We start from the raw sequence: 18726 nt of genomic DNA, 5'->3' as shown, positions 1-18726 counted from the left end.
TCTATTTTGTAAACGGAGGGATCTTTAATGGCTAGAAGATTAGGTTTAGCTCTACTTTTTACTTTTTTTATTCTCACAGGCTGTTCAATAAATGAGGCTTTGAAAGGTAGTAAGCCTCCAAAAACAATGATCCAAATAGATAAACAAACATATGAAACGAAGTTAGGTACTTATTGCTGGATTAGAAATGGACATGGGGAATGCGTTGATACTGCAGGGCCAGTCGAACTATTAGAAGATGAAAAGCCGATTGTAGTAAATCCTGGAGAAAACGTCACAATTAAGATGAATTATCATCAAAAACCAAATGAAATCCATTTAACTCAAATAAATAATGATAAGGAAATTGAAGTAGTAGTAGTGAAGAATCAATTTACCGCACCGATTAAAAAAGGGGTTTACTATTATTCTTATGGAGTATGGTGGAAGGATTCTAAAGATAAGCACGTATCAAATGGCGATGCTTCTTATGTCTTCGTTTTAGAGGTGAAATAAAGAAATTGGTATGTTTTGAAAATATTTGTTTAAAACATACCAATTTTTAATTTATTCTTCTATAGGTTTTTTAGGTCCAATAAGATCTAATTGATAAAAGGCCAAGTCAAGCCATCTATTGAATTTATAACCTGCTTTTTTTATTGTACCTGAATACTCGAATCCAAAAGTTTTATGCATAGCAATACTATTTTGATTTTCTGCATCAATTCCAGCAATTAATGTCTTATAATCTCTTTCTTTCGCAATCGAGATTATTTCTTTCATTAATGAAGATCCAATACCTCTTTTTCTGTATTCATTATTTACATAAATCGAATGTTCAATTGAATATTTATAGGCTGGCCAAGCTCTAAAAGGTCCAAAAGTAGCAAATCCAACCACTTTGTGATTAAGTTCGAATACTAGTATTGGATAATCTTCATCCATCTTTTGTTCAAACCAAATTTGTCTGTTTTCAAGCGTTTGTTTTTTATAAGCATATATAGCAGTTGTATTAAGTATGGCATCATTATAGATTTCAAGAATGTCCAATAAATCATTTTGAGTTGCATGTCGAATCATGTCTTTCTTCCCCTCATCATTAAATTTCATCTATTCTTATTTTAAAACCTTTCATTCAAACCGTAAAATTGAAATTTAGTATCGTTTGCTATAGAGTGAATTAAAAAAATTAGAGCAAAATAGTATTAAATTTAATGCAGGAGTTCATCAATTAATAATGAAATATTATTTCTATGAATCATCCTTGTTAATTTGTCTATTCATTTTTTGAAATAAAGTAAAGAAATGGATTAAATACTATTTATTATAGGAGGAATTATGAAACTAGGCGCATTCTCTGTAAGTTTAACTGTGAGGGACATTAACAAATCAAAAGCTTTTTATGAAAATCTAGGATTTCAAGTTTTTGGAGGGGATATTACCCAAAATTGGCTCATTTTAAAAAATGAAAATAGCATTATTGGCTTATTCCAAGGTATGTTTGAAAAGAATATTCTGACTTTTAATCCGGGTTGGAATGAAAATGCCGAAAATCTAGAATCATTTACAGACATCCGAGAACTACAAAAGCAGCTTAAAGAGAAAGAAATTAAATTTCTAACTGAAGCAGATGAAACAACTGAAGGTCCAGCAAGTTTTATAATTGAGGATCCTGATGGTAATACAATTCTACTAGACCAACATAGATGAATTAAGAAATAAATGCAGAGTTCAAAGTTTCAATTATTTATATGGTTATTAATATAAGAATGAAAATGACTGTCTAATAGATAGTCTATTTTTTTTCATTAAATAGTTAGTTACAGATATTCCGATTAGACAAGGTGTAAAAATTTAATAAACTGCAATATTTAGTGTATGATTAGTAAATCAAAACTTTCAATCGTTTTAGTTAGAGCGAATTATTGTTAGATAAAATGGTCTGATTATTTAAATGCGCTTATTAACAAAAATAAAAATATGTATTAAGAGAAAAATTTACAATATCAATATCTAAAATTAGTTAGGTGAACTAAATGTTTTTAAACACACTAAGTGACGTAAATAAGTTAATTACAGAATGGCAAACAGCAATTGAGGCAGAGCGGAATTATCTCAAATTTCACGGCGGGAGAAGCTTTACCCTTTCTAAAGGTACTCCATTATATCAAATAGGAAATAGTACGGTTATTTTGTTCACGATTTATGCAGAAATTTTTGTCCCAGAAGGTACACCAGTTCGAATTAAAATAGAAAATCAAGAATATCAAGGAGAATTATTATCGTTTAAAGGCTCTCAAGTAGAAATAAAAATTAATGATAGAATAACTTCAACAATTCCTTATGCTGAACTTTTTAATGAACCATGGGAGTTGTTGGATCAATTAATCGAAAGACTTGAGGAAATTAAAGACTATCGAAGTAAACAAAAAAGAATTATGAAGCTTATAAACGCTGATTCTACTGCTAAACATTTAAGTAAAATGAAGAAAGAAAGTTCAACAAAACAAGAGTTAATTTATCGTTCATTTTATAATGCAACAACCTATATTTGGGGTCCACCTGGGACTGGAAAATCTTATAATTTGACGAATATTATTTTAAAACATTATGAAAAAAGTAAGTCTGTATTAGTGATCGCGCACTCTAATGCAGCGGTAGATGTATTAATGAAAAATGTTATTCGTGAATTAGAGCATAAAGATAAATGGAAAAGCGGCGAGATTGTCCGTTATGGTTACACGAAAGATGAAGTGTTGTTACAGCACGAAGATATACTTTCATCAAAACTAGTAGAGGTAAATGGAAGTATAAATCAATCTGAATTGGAAAATTTAGATGAGCGTAAGCATTCAATGCTAAGAAAAGCAAGAAGAGGCGCTGCTTCGAAAAGAGAATTAGATGATTTAAGTAAAATTCAAAATAAGTTAAATAAAATTCGTGGTGAAATTCGTGAAAAAGAAAAAGAGTTGATTGATCAAGCAAAAGTGATTGGAACGACATTATCCAAATGCTCCATTGATCCATTAATTTATTTACGAGAGTTTGATTTAGTCATTGTGGATGAAATTAGTATGGCATATACACCACAAATTGCTTTTGCTTCAACTTTAGGGAAACGGATTGTTGTATGTGGTGATTTTAAACAATTACCACCTATTGCATCATGCTTTCATAATGAATATGTGAAAAAGTGGCTACAAGAAGATTTATTTCATCATACTAGAATCGTCCAAAAAATTGAAAATGGAGAACCATTAATTAATTTAGTTTTACTAAATAAACAAAGAAGAATGCATCCAGCCATATCGGGCTTTACGAACAAGGAAATCTACCATTCGCTGGTATTTGATCATCCTTCCGTCAAAAAAAGACAAGAAATCTCAAAACATAGACCATTTCCAATGAAAGCAAATAGTTTAATCAATTCACAATTTCTAAAAACTTATGCATTAAAGGATTCAAATACAAATTCTAGATATAATTTAGGATCTGCAATTATTGCCATTCAAAGTATTCTTACAAGTATAGTAGATGGAGTCAAGTCAATAGGAATTGTTACACCATACAGAGCTCAGGCAAAATTATTGATGGCACTTCATAAAGAGATAATTGGTAAAACAAAATACAAAGATCTACCTATACAAATTGCAACGGTTCATCGATTTCAAGGAGCGGAATGTGATGTTATAATTTTTGATTCAGTCGATACATTGCCACAATACTCTCCAGGCTTACTACTAACAGATCAAAATAGCGAAAGATTAATAAATGTTGCACTGACTAGGGCGAGAGGTAAATTTATTCATATTGCGGATATTCCATTTATAAAAAATAAAACGACTTCAAATAAAACTATTAATAAACTAATTCATTATCAAATAAATAATGAATACAAAGTTAGTAAAGAAGATTTTGAGAAGTTTTTTCTAAAAAGTATTTCAAAGAGGTTAAAACTATTTTTTAATGATTCCATTGAACTTAAAAATGAATTATTAAATGATTTAAAGCATGCTAATAAAAAAATAATTGTCTCTATGCCAAATTTAACTAACATGTCATTGGAAATTAGAAAAATCATAAACGAAATTGAAGTACCAATTCTTTTTATAAGTGAAGCTCATTTTGAAAATCAAAAAAATAGAAATTTTATAAAAAAAGATCAAGTACAACCATTTATTATCATAGACAATGAATTATTATGGTTTGGTATTCCGCTTTCGAAAGTTAGTCTAAATCAATCAAATAATTCGGCAAGATTAAATTGTCCATTAACAATACAAACATTAAAAGGGTTTATCGATTATTAAAATTACACGGAGCATATTCTGTGTAGTTTTTTTATTCTTATTAATTAATTTCTTGCATAAATTAATAATAAAATTGCTGCAGGATAGGTGAATAAATGGTCGATCGATCGGTTTTTTCTAAAATGTCTATGCCTTGTGCTTTTTTAGATTGGGATGCTTTTGTTCAAAATGTTGATGATATCGCTAAAAATTCAAATGGTAAGAAAATACGAATTGCAACAAAATCAATTCGAAGTGTACAAGTTTTAAATTATATTTTAGAGAGTAATGACTGTTATGAGGGTCTAATGTGTTATAACCCTCATGAAGCAGATTTTCTAGCTGAAAATGGTTTTGATAATTTATTAATAGGCTATCCAACAATTGATGTAAAAGGTTTAAATAAAATCGCCTTACAAATAAAAAAAGGTAAAAAAATAATTTGTATGGTGGATGAGACGGAGCAAATAGGAATGATTGAAAAAGTTGCAGCAAAAAATGAAGTTGTCATTCCTCTTTGTATTGATGTTGACATGAGCACTTCCTATTTTGGATTTCATTTTGGAGTAAGAAGATCACCTATAAAAAATACAAGAGATTTAGTTCCGCTCCTTACACATATATTGCAATCCTTGAATGTTCGTTTAGAAGGAATAATGGGTTATGAAGCTCAAATTGCTGGGGTTGGTGATGATGCAAAAAATAGGTTTATAAAAAATAAAATTATTCAATTTCTAAAAAGGAAATCTTTAAGTGAAATTGCAAAGAGAAGAAAAGAAATTGTTAAATATATTGAAAAAGATGGTTATCAACTTGATTTTGTTAATGGCGGTGGTACAGGAAGTCTTCACTCTACTTCAAATGAAAAAGTAGTTACAGAAGTTACTGTTGGATCAGGATTTTATTCTCCTACTCTATTTGATGAGTACCGAAGCTTTCAATATCAACCTGCAATTGGATTTGCATTACCGATTATTCGAAAACCAGCTGATAAGATTTTCACTTGCACAAGTGGTGGATTTATAGCATCAGGGGCGGTGGGAAAAGAGAAATTGCCTACTCCATATTCACCGAAGAATTGTACTTTATTGCCATTAGAAGGTGCAGGTGAAGTGCAGACTCCAGTATTTTACTCAGGCAAGGAAGATTTGAAAATTGGCGAGGCAATCCTTTTTAGACCAAGTAAATCTGGTGAAATTGCAGAGCGATTTTCTCATTTATATGTTGTAAGTAAAAATAAAATAATTGACCGGTTTACAACATACCGAGGTGATAGGGGGTGCTTCCTATGAAAAGTATGTTATGGAAAAACTGGTCTGGTAGTGTAAAATTTAATCCAAAACAAATAATCTATCCCTCATCAATTGAAGAAGTTGTAAACCTCGTTAAAAGAGCGAACTCGGAAAAAAAGAAATTAAGAGTAGTAGGTTCTAGTCACTCATTTACTCCACTCATTTCTACAAATGATTATTTAATTTCACTAGACAACTTAAATGGAGTTATTTCAATTAATAAAGAATCAGAAATTGCCGAGGTTTGGGCGGGTACTAAGTTGGAGCAATTAGGTCATGAATTATATGAATCGGGTTATTCTCAAGAAAACCTAGGAGATATAAATGTTCAATCGATTGCTGGAGCATTTTTAACTGGAACACATGGTACAGGAATTGATCATGGAATACTATCCACACAAATTGAGGAGATGACTGTAGTATTACCATCGGGAGATATTTTAGAGTGTTCCAAAACTAAAAATACCGATTTATTTAGGGCGTTTGGAGTATCATTAGGCTTACTAGGCATCGTTGTTAAATTTAAAATTAGAATAAAACCTGCTAAAACCTACCGTTACGAAAGTAGAAAAGTTAATACAGATGAAATATATAGAAATCTATCAAGGTTAAAAAAAGATAATGAACACTTTGAGTTTTACTTATTTCCATATTCAAATTATGTTCAAGTTAAGCTAATGAATGAAACAAGAACGAAGAAACATTCTTTTAAATTTGAAAAATGGAAGGTCGCAACATTAGAAAATAAAGCATTTTGGTTATTAAGTGAAGTTAGTAGAAACTTTCCAAAAAGTAGTTCACAAATTAGTAAAATAAGTGGAAGTAGTGTCCCAAATTCAAGGATGGTCGGACCAAGTCATGAATTATTTGCGACAACTCGAAATGTGAAATTTAATGAAATGGAATATAGTATTCCTGCTGAATATATGAATGATGCGAGTTTAGAAATACAAGAGGAAATTAGAAATAAACGCTTTAACGTTCATTTTCCAATTGAATGTCGTTTCGTCAAAGGTGACAATTTTTTAATAAGTCCTGCCTCAATGTGTGATTCAGCTTATATTGCAATCCATATGTACAAAGGAATGCCTCACCAGGAATATTTTAATAGAATCGAAGAAATTCTTCAAAGCTATAATGGAAGACCCCATTGGGGAAAAATGCATTCAATGAATCTAGAAAAACTGAATCATTTATATCCATCACTATCAAATTTTCTTGATATTCGAAGTAAATTAGATAAGAATAATATTTTTGTGAATGCTTATTTATCGAAATTATTTGAGATCGAATGATCATTAAATTTACGTTTAATTTCTATCGTGATAAATGACTGAACTAGCTTCAGTCATTTTTTAATGAAAATTTAATTGAAAATATTTATCAATTGTATTATGATTGGAACTGATAATAGTTATCAATATCAATTACATATATTTAATTTTAGATTTTCGGGGGTATTTTCATGAAGAAGCAAACTACAATGATCGCAATTTCTCTTGCTACAAGTTTAATGATGGCGGGTTGTGCACAAAAAAGTGAAGAAGCTAGTAATGTAAAAAAAGATTCAAAAGTAGAAGCAAAAGTAAATTTAGATTCAGAGATTAATAATTATAGAGATTTCGTTATATCACAAACTGAAGAGTTTGTAACAAATACTCAAAAGTTTGTGGATGCAATTAATGCCGGCAACATGGCAGAAGCTAAACGTTTATATCCGATTAGTCGTTCATATTTCGAAAGAATTGAGCCAGTAGCAGAATCATTCGGTGATTTAGATCCAAAAATCGATGCACGTGAAGGCGATGTACCTGCTAATGAGTGGACTGGTTTCCACAAAATTGAGCAAGTTCTTTGGGTTCAAAATACAACAAAAGGTCTTGAAAAATACACAGAGCAATTAATGAAGGATGCTAACTATTTACGTGCGAAAGTAGAAACAGCAGAAATCGATCCAGTATTATTTGTAACTGGTCCAGTGGAATTATTAAATGAAGTTTCATCTTCAAAGGTTACAGGTGAAGAAGAACGATATTCACACACTGATTTAGCTGATTTTGCAGCAAACGTAGAAGGTTCAGCTAAAATCCTTGAATTATTATCTGATAAATTAAAAGCAAAAGACACTGATTTAGCTACAACAATTGAAAATCGATTCAATGATTTAATGACAACATTAAATACGTATAAAAAAGGTGACGGGTATGTTGATTACAAACAGTTAAAAGAAGATGAAGTAAAAAAATTAGCTCAACAAGTAGATGCTTTAGCAGAACCGATTTCTCAAGTTGGGTCAACATTAGGGGTTAATTAATATGAAAAAATTAGAAACGAATAAAGTTTCTAGAAGAGATGCATTAAAACTGATTGGAGTTGGCGGAGCTGGTTTACTTATTGGTGCAACAGGAATTGAAGCTGCTACTGATAAAGTAACTAATTTCTTTTCACCAGCTAAAGCGGATGCAAGAGAGATTCTTCCGTTTTATGGAAAGAACCAACAAGGGATCACAACTCCTGCTCAAGATTTTATGTATTTGGCGTCATTTAAACTAGAGACTATTTCAAAATCGGATGTCAAAACAATGTTTAAAAAATGGACTGAAGCAGCAGCGTTAATGAGTGAAGGAAAAGAACTTGGTGATTCTGAGTTTCCTTCATCTCCACCAATTGATACTGGCGAAGCAACAGGTCTACAACCAATGAAGCTTACGTTTACATTTGGAGTGGGTCCTACATTTTTTGATCGATTATCAATTCAATCTAGTAAACCATCGGGGTTAAAAGATTTACCTCATTTCCCTGGTGATGATTTAAGAGAGGAATGGAACGGTGGAGATATCGTAGTCCAAGTTTGTGCAAACGATCAACAAGTTGCATTTCATGGCGTAAGAAACTTGATTCGTATTGGTCGAGGAACAGTTAGTTTAAAATGGATGCAGCACGGTTTCCAACGCTCATCTGGAGCTGATCCGACTGGTAGTACACCTAGAAACTTAATGGGCTTCAAAGATGGTACTGCAAATCCAGATACAAAAGATGAAAAAGAAATGAACACTCATGTTTGGGTTCAAAATGGCGATAGTCCAGCATGGCTATCAGGTGGATCATATTTAGTTGCAAGACGTATTCGTATTCGTGTTGAAGAATGGGATCGTAGTTCTTTACAAGATCAAGAACAAACATTTGGACGTCACAGGGCAACTGGTGCTCCAATTGGTGAAAAGAATGAATTTGCAAAATTGGATGTAAAGAAAACAGATGATAACGGGAAATTAGTAATCCCTGCTGATTCACATGTTGCTTTAGCAAGAGGAAAAGGAAAAATTAAAATTTTAAGAAGATCTTATTCATATACAGATGGACTTGATATTCAAACGGGAAAATTAGATGCAGGCTTAATGTTTGTTAGTTTCCAAAGAGATTTAGAAAAACAATTTATTCCATTACAAGATAAATTAGCAAAAATGGATTTATTGAACGAGTACATTGAACATAATGGTAGCGCAGTTTTTGCTTGCTTCCCAGGAGTTAAAAATGGAAGTTATATAGGTGAAGGATTACTCTAGGTGAATGGCATGAAGAAAAATATCCTATTAATCATAAGCTTACTATTTTTTAGTTTAATCGTTAGTCCGTATCATAAAACGTTCGCTGAAACTGATATACAAGAACAAGTACTTTCACATATTGGTAACTCATTAACAGAAGTTAAAAATGGTGAAAAAGATAAAGTGAAAGCAGATTTATTAGCGATTAAAGATTTAATTAAAAATGAGAAAAAAACTTCAAAATTAAATAAGCTTGTTAATCAAGCAATTAAAGATATTGATCAAAATGATCTTCCAACAGTAAAAAATGATATTCGCGAGGTAGCTTTTGAAACTGAAAAGTGGATTGAAAATACGAATGAGAAAAAAGATCTTTCACAGATTAATATTAGTAAACTAGTAGCTCATTTAAATAATGTTAAATCTTTATCAAATGAATCGAAATGGGACGAAGCAAAATTAGAGTATAAGCAATTTGAAATCGAATGGTCTAAAGTAGAAAATGATATTCGAAAAGCAAACAGCGGATACTATGGTTTAATTGAAGCGAATATGATTACTTCTAGGTCGATATTGTTTACTGAAAATCCTTCAATTACAAAAGTTAATGATTCTTTTACTAAATTAATTGATGTATTGAATAATCCAAGAAGTGAATCAACAAAAAAGGTAAGCATTGAAAAAGCAATTAAACTAGTAAATCAAACAATCAATTCTGTAGAAACAAATGATGCCAAGAAGGCAGAATCTACATTTAATGAATTTATACAAGATTGGCCTTATGTAGAAGTAATGGTTCAAGCAAATTCAATGGAATTATATAAGAAGATTGAAAATGATACATCTATTGCATTAACTCAGTTAACTGAAGAGCCAAAATCGGCTGCAACGATGAAAACTTTAAAACAAATTCAGAACAATTTAAACTTAGCTACGAAAAAAACATCTTACACAATGTTTGATGCAGGAACTATTGTATTTCGTGAAGGTTTAGAGGCATTAATTATTATTTCTGCTTTACTAGCATTAGTGTCTAAAGGCAAGCAAGAATCTGCGAGTAAGTGGATCTTTGTAGGTGGTGCTTTTGGTATTTTAGCTAGTTTAGTAGCAGGTCTATTATTTCAGTTCTTATTATCAAGAATCTCAGCTGGGATAAGTAATCAATTAATTGAAGGAATTTCTGGTCTAATTGCAGTTATATTCATGCTAACAGTTGGCTTATGGTTACATAAACAATCTCGTCAACAAGAATATAGTAGTAAGATGAAAGAGAAAGCCAAGGCAGCTATTGCAGGCGGCGGAATACTCTCACTAAGCTTACTTGCATTTTTTGCAGTATTTAGAGAAGGTGCCGAAACGGTCGTATTTTATATCGGTATGAGTTCATCAATTACAACAAAAGAATTGATTACTGGTTTTGCATGCGGTATCATTTTACTCGTTATTATTGGATTCTTCATCTTAAAAGGAAGTAAAATCATTCCGTTAAAACCGTTTTTCACAATTGCAAGCTTATGTATTTATTACTTGACGTTTAAATTCATTGGTCAAAGTATTCATTCTTTACAAGGAATAGGATACTTACCTGACCATATGAGTACAATTTTTCCAACAGTGCCTAAACTAGGTATCTATCCATCTCTAGAAAGCATCATTCCACAACTAATTTTATTACTATTTGTCATTTGGTTGTTTGTTGGAACTAGAATTAAAAAACATAATAAATCAATTGCTGCATAATAAAGGTGTGAAAACAGACATAATTGTCATTTGTATAGACATTTTATGTCTGTTTTTTGTTGTTTTTCAACTAACCAATAGTCCAATCAGTTTTAAAGAATAGACATCATAAGAAATTGGTAATTTGTGAGCTAAAATATTTAAAAATTTATTTAAAAGAGATAAGATAAGGATAAAGAAATATGAGAGTTTAACATAAAAATATTATGTAAACTAGGTAAGTTAAGGAGGATTTAATATGATTCAAAAAGCTACATTTGCAGGTGGTTGTTTTTGGTGTATGGTAACACCGTTTGAGGATTTACCTGGTATACATGGTATTGTTTCAGGTTATATGGGTGGAGAGTTAGAAAACCCTACTTATGAAGATGTTAAAAAGGGAACTACAGGTCATTATGAAGTAGTTCAAATCACTTTTGATGATGAATTGTTCTCATATAACAGGCTATTAGAATTATTTTGGCCACAAATTGATCCAACAGATCCAGACGGTCAATTCCAAGATAGGGGTTCACAATACCGAGCTGCAATTTTTGTACATAATGATTCTCAGCTTAATGAAGCTATGGAATCAAAAGAAAAATTAATTGAAAGTAATATTTTTAAGAAACCGATCGTAACTGAAATTTTACAAGCATCTACGTTTTATGAGGCTGAAGAATATCACCAGGACTATCATAAAAAAAATCCAAAACACTATAAAGAAGACAGAGCTATGTCTGGAAGAGATGAATTTATAGAAGAAAATTGGAAAAAGTAGGCGGGAAATAATAGAAGCTCCATTAGGGCTTCTATTATTTTTAAAGCAGTGGTGAAAATGGCTTTTTTGATCATTGCTCTAGAACGGAGGTTTAATATGGAAACAAATCGGAAGTTAGTAACAATTGGTTTGTTGGTTGCTGTTACGTTGTCAGCTATTGAAGGGACGATTATTACAACTGCTACACCAACGATTACGACAGAATTATCTGGTGTTAAGCTGATGAGTTGGATTTTTGCAGCTTATATGCTGGCAATGACTGTTACGACACCAATCTATGGGAAGCTCTCGGATTTATATGGTCGTAAAAATTTACTAATGTTTGGCATTATTCTATTTATTTTTGGTTCAGTACTCTGTGGTTTTTCGCAAAATATGGGTCAATTAATTTTATTTCGTACAATACAAGGACTAGGTGCTGGAGCTGCATTACCTTTAACAATGACTGTAATAAGTGATTTGTATCCTTACCAAGAACGAGCTAAAGTACAAGGATTTATAAGTGCAGTATGGGCAGTTTCAAGTGTCATAGGGCCATTAGTTGGAGGATTTTTTGTAGACTTTATTTCTTGGCGTTATATCTTTTTTATTAATTTTCCATTCGGTATCATTTCTATTATTCTATTTTGGAAGTATTACCACCAAAAAATTGATCGCAAAAATGCAATTTCGATTGATTATTTAGGGTCAATTCTTTTTATTTTAAGTACTTTATCTGCATTATATGCTTTAGTTGTCGGGGGAGAGCAACATAACTGGACTTCTCCAAATCTAATTTTTCTTTTTGCGTTTGCCATTATTTTATTTGGATTATTTCTATTTGTTGAAACTAGAGCAAAGGAACCATTATTACCACTTTCTCTTTTCAAAATCCGTAATTTAGTCGTAACATATGCAGCTATGTTTATTGCACATGCACTTCTTATATCGATTGAGGTATATTTACCTGTATATAATCAAAGTGTGTTTGGACTAAGCGCTACGGAATCCGGTTTAATGTTAATTCCACTTTCATTCGCTTGGACATTGGGCTCATTTTTATCTGGTCGTTTAATTAAGAAGATGAAAGCTAAAAGTATCATTCTATTAGGTGCTTTTTTATGTATAATTGGTGCATTAGGGATGAACTTTTTCCACGATTCAAAAGTATTACTATATCCATTTAATGCATTTTTAGGTTTAGGCTTCGGTTTATCCTTTCCAATCTATATGATCCTTATTTCTTCAGCTGTAGAAATGAATCAAAGGGGGATAGCCATTGCTGCCAATTCTTTTTTAAATACTTTTTCACAGACTATTTCGGTTGCTGTGTTAGGAACGATTTTTACGATTAAGGCATCCGAAATATTGAATGGCCATAAATTAGTTCTTAGTGCACAAAATCAAGCCAAGCATCTGTCTACAGTAAAAGCAGTAACAGCTGGTTTTGAAATGATTACTTTATTTATGGTTGTATTTAGTATCATTACGTTTATTTTCGTCTTTTTTCTACCGTCTGAACAAGTAGAAGAAAAAAATGCTGAAATAGCACATTAATTATTGAAAAGAAAGCTGGGAGAGAATGAACAACACACTTAAAGGGATTTTGTACGGTGTACTTGCATACGTGGCTTGGGGTGTATTACCAATTTATTGGAAACTAATTCAAGATATTTCACCTTTTGAAATATTAACACATCGTATTATTTGGTCTTTTGTAACTTTACTACTTTTCATTCTTCTTACAAAAAAATTAGAGCAGTTTAAAATTACTTGGAAACAAGTTGTAAGTAATAAAAAAGTATTAGTTTCAATGATAGCTATTTCATTATTAATTAGTTCCAATTGGTTAATTTACATTTGGGCCGTCAATTCAAACCATATTCTTGATGCGAGTTTAGGCTATTATATTAATCCATTAGTTAGTATTATACTCGGTGTAATCGTTTTGAAAGAGTCATTGTCAATTTGGCAAATAGTATCAGTCTGTTTAGCTACAATTGGAGTAGGGTATTTAACAATTATGTCAGGGACCTTACCAATTATCGCAATCATTTTATCATTAACTTTTGCATTTTATGGATTATTGAAGAAAATCCTTAATATCGATTCTTTTTTAAGTCTGACAATCGAGACATTGTTAGTTTTTCCTGTTGCTTTAATTTATTTTAGTTTTCTATCCACTAAAGGCCAAGCAGGACTGATACAAAGTGCTCCAGTTGAACAAATTTTAATCGTTGGTGCAGGTTTAGTAACAATCATACCATTATTATTTTTCGGTAAAGCAGCACAATTGATCCCGTATACTTATGTAGGGTTTTTGCAATTTATCTCACCAACGATTAGTTTATTAATAGGTGTTTTATTATATAATGAAAGTTTTTCAAAGAAAGATTTTGTGTCATTTTCATTTATTTGGCTAGCATGTATCGTATTCGCTGTGTCAACTACACCGTTTATGAAATCAATTGAACAAAAGCTTAAAAAACGAAATAAGAAGCAATCAATATCAGCTTAAAATTAGTTTAGAGCATTGAAAGGAGTAAAAATGGCAGTCAGTAAAACAAATGCAATGAGAATATTAGATAAAAAAAAAGTAAACTACGCAACATTAAATTACGAATCGAAAGATGGTAAGATTGATGGTGTTTCAGTTGCAAATAAAATAAATAAAGATCCAGAATTAGTTTATAAAACACTGGTATCAATTAGTCAATCTAAAGCAATTTATGTATTTGTCATACCAGTCGAAAAAGAATTAGATTTAAAATTAGCCGCAAAGGCTGCTGGGGAAAAGAAAGTTGAATTATTACCAGTCAAGGATCTGCTAGCGAATACAGGATATGTTCGGGGTGGTTGCTCACCGATTGGTATGAAAAAGCAATATCCAACTTTTATTGAAGAATCTGTTAATACGATAGATGAAATTATTGTTAGCGGTGGTAAAATAGGTATACAACTTCAATTGAAAGTAAATGATTTAATACAAACAACTCGAAGCAAAATAGCTAAAATTTCAAAATAACCGAGTGTTATGAGGGGTCCGATGGTAGGGTATTTTATTTTATATTTAGTAATAATCAATATTGTTTCATTTGCAATTATGGGAATCGATAAATCCAAGGCAAAAAGGAAAGCATGGAGAATTCCAGAGCGAATCTTATTTTTAGTTGCTATTATTGGAGGATCAATCGGTTCGATTTTAGGCATGTATTATTTTAGGCATAAAACAAAACATCCAAGATTTGTTTTCGGTTACTGGATCATCCTATTTATTCAATTTGTTATCTATTTTTTCTTACTTTAATTTAATGGGATAGTCTTTCTTTAATTGTGTAAAATATTTTTATGACAATTTAAGGAGGCGAATGAAATGGGACGTGGTAACGGTGGTAGAAAAAATAATTCTAGTCAAAGACAGCCAAACTACGAAGATAAGTCAAATTTATCTGAGTCAAAAAAAGCACAAAAGTAAAACAGTTAGCCTGTTATCACATTGTTGATACAGGCTTTCATATTGGAAATGGGGAATGAAAATGCAAAATGAATGGTTTTCAAGAATAAAAGGATTAGGTATCGATGAGGTCTCTAATGAAAATATGACAGTTTATTTTATTAAGGAAGAAGATTTAAACGAGGCTAAGAGGGACTTAAGTAAAAAAATACAATGGAACGATAATTGGCTAATTATTGGTTTCGACGATGAAACTGATGATGTCATTTTTATCAATGAGGAATCAGGGGAAGTATGTACTGCCTATGAATTTGAACGAAAGTGGGAAGTAGTAACCTTAAATTCAAGTGTGAATGAATTTTTAGCTACATATGGATATTGATAGAAAATAAAAAAGTATGAATTGAATTCATACTTTTTTATTACATTGATAAATTTTGTGGTTCATTGACAAATTCTGCTTTCGTTTTTTTGTCTTTCAATAATAATCTACCAAGAATAATAAATGAAATAGTACCGAAAATTAAAACCATATATCGTAAACCAATTGTATCTAAAAATAATCCAGTACTTAAAAGGACGATCTGAAATGTTACTCGGTCATACATACTTCTAAATGAGAAAAGTCGACCATGATACGATTTATCAATTGAAGTTTGAAAAACAGTTGAACAAACAGGAAAGAAGCAACCAACTGCAAATCCGAAAATTGCAAATGAGATCAGCGTCATCCAATGATGATTAGCAAAAAATAGTGAAAGCTGAGCAAAAGCTACTAAACCTGTAGAAAAGTATAATAATTGTTTATTCGTAAACTTAGTAGTTAATTGTTTAATAACAAATGCACCAATCATGAATGAGATCCCTTCACTTGTATAGATTAGACCTTTAATTGAAGGATCATGTTGAATATCACTAATTTCAATTACCATTAAATTAAATCCACCTAGGAATAGGATCGGAATCAGATTTAATATAAATAAATTTAAAATCGTTGGATTTTTTCTAATAAGCGAAAATATTTCTGTAAATCCTTTTTCATTTTTAGATTTTTTTGTTTTTTCTACTTTAATTGGTTTAACTGTAGGTTCTTCAATTCGTAAAAAGAATGTCATTAAAAATAAAAATGCATAGGCGATCATGCTCAATCCGTATACGTTTGTTAAACTAGTTGACACGACTAATATTCCACCAATTGATGTCCCAGCAATTCTTGATATAGTTGAAATATTCATATGGATACCATTTAATGTCAATAACTGTTCGTTTTTCACAATCATAGGGATTACAGCTTGCAGCGCTGGAAAGTAAAATGCAGCAGAAATTTGCAGCATAATTAAAAATAAGACCATGAAAAGAATACTTTCATATTGAATTGCAAAAAACATTAGGATCACACTTAAAGTTCGACCTAATCCACTAATTAATAAAATACTTTTCTTTGAATATTGATCAATTAAGCGTCCTGCTAATGGACCAACGAAAACTCCTGCTAATAAACCGAAAAAAAGAATTAACGATTTAAAGAAATCAGAAGGTACATGTTTTTGCATAAATTCTAAATTTCCGATAATTCCGAACCAAAGACCTATACCAGCTCCAAATTCACCGAACAAAACGATCCACACGTTTCGGTTTTTCCACATATAAATTTCTCCCCATCTACCCTAAATATTATTCGACAAAGTCTATTATCTCACCAATAGTAAAAAAAGACTATGAAAAATATAAATAAAAAAGGGGCTGTCTCAGAAGGCCGTTGAATGACGACATTTTGAGGCAGTTTTTATGTTGTTTACTCTAAATTTAGCCATTTCTCTTCTGATTTACGAAATACAGGACTGAGTGCTATTCTCTAAATTGGATTTAAATGAGTTTCTGCACTAATTGTTTAGGTTTCTGAATTATTTAAGCGGAATCAAACATTAATTGAGCCGGTTTCAGCATTAATTAAGCGAAGTTCACAAAGTGTTCGACTTCCGTGATAACAAACTAAAAAAAAGTGCTCAAAAGTCTTTTGACTTTTGGGCACCATCTAAAATCTCGAAATATGTATTTTTCTAATTATGCGTTTACTTGAGGAAGAAGAATACTTTTCAAAAAATATTCTGCTTGGTTTAATTGGATTGACGTTTCAAATGTAGCTTGTGCTTGTTGAGCACCGCCACCACCTTTTCCTTCAACCTGTTTTAGTAAATTTTTAATCAGGTCTCCACAATGTAGATCATTTTTAAGCTGATTAATGACTAATAATTTATTCTCATTTCCACTTAAAAATACTAGTAATGATGGTTTTTTAGCTTGAATTGCTTTTGCAAGTAATTGTAAGTCTTTTACTGATTCTTCTTTAAAGGATTTAATAATCAGATCATTTGTTGCATTAGAGAGTAGTTCGTTAGCTATTGAATCAAAAATAGTTCCTTTCATTTTTTCAATCTCTTTTTGTGCTTCTTTTAATTCGTTCATCGTTTGCTCAATTTTATCGACTACTAGATCAGTATGTGAGTTAAATAATTGATTAATATTTGTTACTGTTTTAGTAGTCTTTTGAATTTCTTCTAGTGCTCTGAAACCACATTTAAAGTGAAGTCGTGTTGTTTGTCTAACTTTCTCTGTTTTAAGTAGTTTTAGTAAGCCAATTTCACCAGTTTGCTTAATGTGAGTACCACAGCATGCAGATACATCAGTATGTAAAATCTCAACAATTCTTATATTCTCTTCAACTTTAGGTAATTTGCGAAGCTGAAGTGTATTTAATTCATCTTTATTAACAAAGTAGGTTTTTATTTCAATATTAGCAAGAATTTTTTCATAAACTGCACGTTCAATTTCAATTAATTGTTCAGATGAAAGAGAAGGTGTATCTAAATCAATTGTAACGGTCTCTTTACCTAAATGGAAACTAACTGTTGGGATATCAAATAGTTCGATAATTGTTGCGGATAATAAATGTTGGCCACTATGATGCTGCATATGATCTACTCGGCGTTCCCAATTTATTTCGCAATTTACTTCTGTTTTAGTTGGCTTTTCTTTTAATACATGAATAACTTCTTGATGATCCTCAATTAATTCAATAATTTCAATACCATCTATTTTACCAAAATCAGATGGCTGCCCACCACCTTCAGGATAAAATGCAGAATCCTCTAGTTTAATATGAAATAATGAATCAACTTCTTTTATTTCAGTAATTTTAGTCATCCAATTTTTTAATGATGGTTGTTCAAAGTATAGTTTATTTGCCATTATAATCCCTCTAATCTTTGATTTCTAATTGAAACTAAATAAAAACTTAAAATAATTTATTTCTAATCTTAGCATAATTGACAATTACATAATAAATTTTAGTATTTGGTTAATTAACTAAATACTTATTTTTTAGAGGTGTAAAATATGAATGAACTATTTAAAGTACTTTCGGATCCAACACAGAGGAAGATATTAGATTTATTAAAAGAAAAAGTTTTAACCGCTGGGGAAATTTCAGAGCAGTTTGATATGTCTAAACCAAGTATTTCGCAGCAACTTAAAATATTGAAGTCAGCCCAATTAATTCAAGATGAAAAGAAAGGACAGTTTGTTATCTATTCTTTAAATATGACTGTTTTCCAAGAAATTATTAGTTGGGCATACAGTTTTAAAGAAAAGAAGTGACTTATTTTGAAAAAGCATATAATTGCTA

General features: G+C 31.0%; 18 protein-coding genes. 15 read left to right on the top strand and 3 right to left on the bottom strand.

Features of this window, described 5'->3' with window-relative positions; translation table 11 throughout:
• Positions 1-27 precede the first annotated feature (27 nt).
• On the top strand, positions 28-495 hold the full coding sequence (locus tag COC46_RS07435) for a hypothetical protein (RefSeq protein WP_098809108.1): 468 nt from the start codon (positions 28-30) through the stop codon (positions 493-495).
• A 51-nt stretch (positions 496-546) separates the two neighbouring features.
• Here COC46_RS07435 and COC46_RS07430 read toward each other — a convergent pair whose 3' ends face one another.
• Positions 547-1059, bottom strand: coding sequence for a GNAT family N-acetyltransferase (locus COC46_RS07430; RefSeq protein WP_098809107.1), 513 nt, complete (start codon positions 1057-1059; stop codon positions 547-549).
• A 258-nt stretch (positions 1060-1317) separates the two neighbouring features.
• On the opposite strand from COC46_RS07430, the gene COC46_RS07425 reads away from it, so the two are divergent.
• The 13 genes from COC46_RS07425 (at position 1318) to COC46_RS07365 (ending at position 15423) form a co-directional block, all read left to right on the top strand.
• Positions 1318-1689 carry a VOC family protein gene (locus tag COC46_RS07425; RefSeq protein WP_098809106.1) on the top strand — a complete coding sequence of 124 codons (372 nt, stop codon included), beginning with the start codon at positions 1318-1320 and terminating at the stop codon, positions 1687-1689.
• A 326-nt stretch (positions 1690-2015) separates the two neighbouring features.
• On the top strand, positions 2016-4289 hold the full coding sequence (locus COC46_RS07420) for an AAA domain-containing protein (RefSeq protein ID WP_098809105.1): 2274 nt from the start codon (positions 2016-2018) through the stop codon (positions 4287-4289).
• 95 nt (positions 4290-4384) lie between these two features.
• Positions 4385-5560, top strand: a complete 1176-nt coding sequence (locus COC46_RS07415; protein ID WP_098809104.1) for an amino acid deaminase/aldolase — start codon at positions 4385-4387, stop codon at positions 5558-5560.
• Entirely contained in the window at positions 5548-6855 is a 1308-nt protein-coding gene (locus tag COC46_RS07410) for a D-arabinono-1,4-lactone oxidase (RefSeq protein ID WP_098809103.1), read from the top strand. The genes COC46_RS07415 and COC46_RS07410 overlap by 13 nt, the downstream gene beginning before the upstream one ends.
• A 170-nt stretch (positions 6856-7025) precedes the next feature.
• Positions 7026-7874 carry an iron uptake system protein EfeO gene (gene efeO / locus COC46_RS07405; protein ID WP_098809102.1) on the top strand — a complete coding sequence of 283 codons (849 nt, stop codon included), beginning with the start codon at positions 7026-7028 and terminating at the stop codon, positions 7872-7874.
• A 1-nt stretch (position 7875) separates the two neighbouring features.
• Positions 7876-9126 carry an iron uptake transporter deferrochelatase/peroxidase subunit gene (efeB, locus tag COC46_RS07400; protein ID WP_098809101.1) on the top strand — a complete coding sequence of 417 codons (1251 nt, stop codon included), beginning with the start codon at positions 7876-7878 and terminating at the stop codon, positions 9124-9126.
• A gap of 9 nt (positions 9127-9135) precedes the next feature.
• The gene (locus COC46_RS07395) at positions 9136-10848 is read left to right on the top strand and encodes an FTR1 family iron permease (RefSeq protein WP_098809100.1); all 1713 of its coding nucleotides are present in this window, start codon (positions 9136-9138) and stop codon (positions 10846-10848) included.
• A gap of 241 nt (positions 10849-11089) precedes the next feature.
• Positions 11090-11608 carry a peptide-methionine (S)-S-oxide reductase MsrA gene (gene msrA, locus COC46_RS07390; protein WP_098809174.1) on the top strand — a complete coding sequence of 173 codons (519 nt, stop codon included), beginning with the start codon at positions 11090-11092 and terminating at the stop codon, positions 11606-11608.
• A gap of 96 nt (positions 11609-11704) precedes the next feature.
• Positions 11705-13144, top strand: coding sequence for an MDR family MFS transporter (locus COC46_RS07385; protein ID WP_176545088.1), 1440 nt, complete (start codon positions 11705-11707; stop codon positions 13142-13144).
• A gap of 25 nt (positions 13145-13169) precedes the next feature.
• Positions 13170-14105 (top strand): EamA family transporter RarD, encoded by a 936-nt coding sequence (gene rarD, locus COC46_RS07380; protein ID WP_098809098.1) that lies wholly within the window; start codon positions 13170-13172, stop codon positions 14103-14105.
• A gap of 30 nt (positions 14106-14135) precedes the next feature.
• Complete coding sequence (gene ybaK, locus COC46_RS07375) at positions 14136-14612, top strand: Cys-tRNA(Pro) deacylase (protein WP_098809097.1); 477 nt, start codon at positions 14136-14138, stop codon at positions 14610-14612.
• Between the two features lie 21 nt (positions 14613-14633).
• Positions 14634-14894, top strand: coding sequence for a DUF1294 domain-containing protein (locus COC46_RS07370; protein WP_098809096.1), 261 nt, complete (start codon positions 14634-14636; stop codon positions 14892-14894).
• A 229-nt stretch (positions 14895-15123) separates the two neighbouring features.
• A complete protein-coding gene (locus COC46_RS07365) occupies positions 15124-15423 on the top strand; it encodes an SMI1/KNR4 family protein (protein WP_098809095.1) in 300 nt (99 codons plus the stop codon).
• A 40-nt stretch (positions 15424-15463) separates the two neighbouring features.
• Here the strand turns inward: COC46_RS07365 and COC46_RS07360 are convergent, their stop codons facing one another.
• Complete coding sequence (locus tag COC46_RS07360) at positions 15464-16687, bottom strand: MFS transporter (protein WP_098809094.1); 1224 nt, start codon at positions 16685-16687, stop codon at positions 15464-15466.
• 418 nt (positions 16688-17105) lie between these two features.
• Entirely contained in the window at positions 17106-18290 is a 1185-nt protein-coding gene (locus COC46_RS07355; protein WP_098809093.1) for an alanyl-tRNA editing protein, read from the bottom strand.
• Between the two features lie 147 nt (positions 18291-18437).
• On the opposite strand from COC46_RS07355, the gene COC46_RS07350 reads away from it, so the two are divergent.
• Positions 18438-18698: an autorepressor SdpR family transcription factor gene (locus COC46_RS07350; protein WP_098809092.1), complete on the top strand. Its 261-nt coding sequence runs from the start codon at positions 18438-18440 to the stop codon at positions 18696-18698.
• Positions 18699-18726: the final 28 nt, after the last annotated feature.

It is taken from the genome of Bacillus sp. AFS041924 (genome assembly GCF_002577195.1).
Lineage (GTDB): Bacteria > Bacillota > Bacilli > Bacillales > Bacillaceae_G > Gottfriedia.
Note: the sequence above shows the minus strand (reverse complement) of the source record. Positions and strands in the feature narration are given on the sequence as shown.

Coding starts and splice junctions, on each gene's coding strand:
- COC46_RS07360 (WP_098809094.1), bottom strand. CDS start 16,687: ATGTGGAAAAACCGAAACGTGTGGATCGTTTTGTTCGGTGAATTTGGA.
- COC46_RS07415 (WP_098809104.1), top strand. CDS start 4,385: ATGGTCGATCGATCGGTTTTTTCTAAAATGTCTATGCCTTGTGCTTTT.
- ybaK (WP_098809097.1), top strand. CDS start 14,136: ATGGCAGTCAGTAAAACAAATGCAATGAGAATATTAGATAAAAAAAAA.
- COC46_RS07395 (WP_098809100.1), top strand. CDS start 9,136: ATGAAGAAAAATATCCTATTAATCATAAGCTTACTATTTTTTAGTTTA.
- COC46_RS07430 (WP_098809107.1), bottom strand. CDS start 1,059: ATGATTCGACATGCAACTCAAAATGATTTATTGGACATTCTTGAAATC.
- COC46_RS07385 (WP_176545088.1), top strand. CDS start 11,705: ATGGAAACAAATCGGAAGTTAGTAACAATTGGTTTGTTGGTTGCTGTT.
- COC46_RS07425 (WP_098809106.1), top strand. CDS start 1,318: ATGAAACTAGGCGCATTCTCTGTAAGTTTAACTGTGAGGGACATTAAC.
- COC46_RS07370 (WP_098809096.1), top strand. CDS start 14,634: ATGGTAGGGTATTTTATTTTATATTTAGTAATAATCAATATTGTTTCA.
- COC46_RS07365 (WP_098809095.1), top strand. CDS start 15,124: ATGCAAAATGAATGGTTTTCAAGAATAAAAGGATTAGGTATCGATGAG.
- COC46_RS07420 (WP_098809105.1), top strand. CDS start 2,016: ATGTTTTTAAACACACTAAGTGACGTAAATAAGTTAATTACAGAATGG.
- efeB (WP_098809101.1), top strand. CDS start 7,876: ATGAAAAAATTAGAAACGAATAAAGTTTCTAGAAGAGATGCATTAAAA.
- COC46_RS07350 (WP_098809092.1), top strand. CDS start 18,438: ATGAATGAACTATTTAAAGTACTTTCGGATCCAACACAGAGGAAGATA.
- COC46_RS07355 (WP_098809093.1), bottom strand. CDS start 18,290: ATGGCAAATAAACTATACTTTGAACAACCATCATTAAAAAATTGGATG.
- efeO (WP_098809102.1), top strand. CDS start 7,026: ATGAAGAAGCAAACTACAATGATCGCAATTTCTCTTGCTACAAGTTTA.
- rarD (WP_098809098.1), top strand. CDS start 13,170: ATGAACAACACACTTAAAGGGATTTTGTACGGTGTACTTGCATACGTG.
- COC46_RS07435 (WP_098809108.1), top strand. CDS start 28: ATGGCTAGAAGATTAGGTTTAGCTCTACTTTTTACTTTTTTTATTCTC.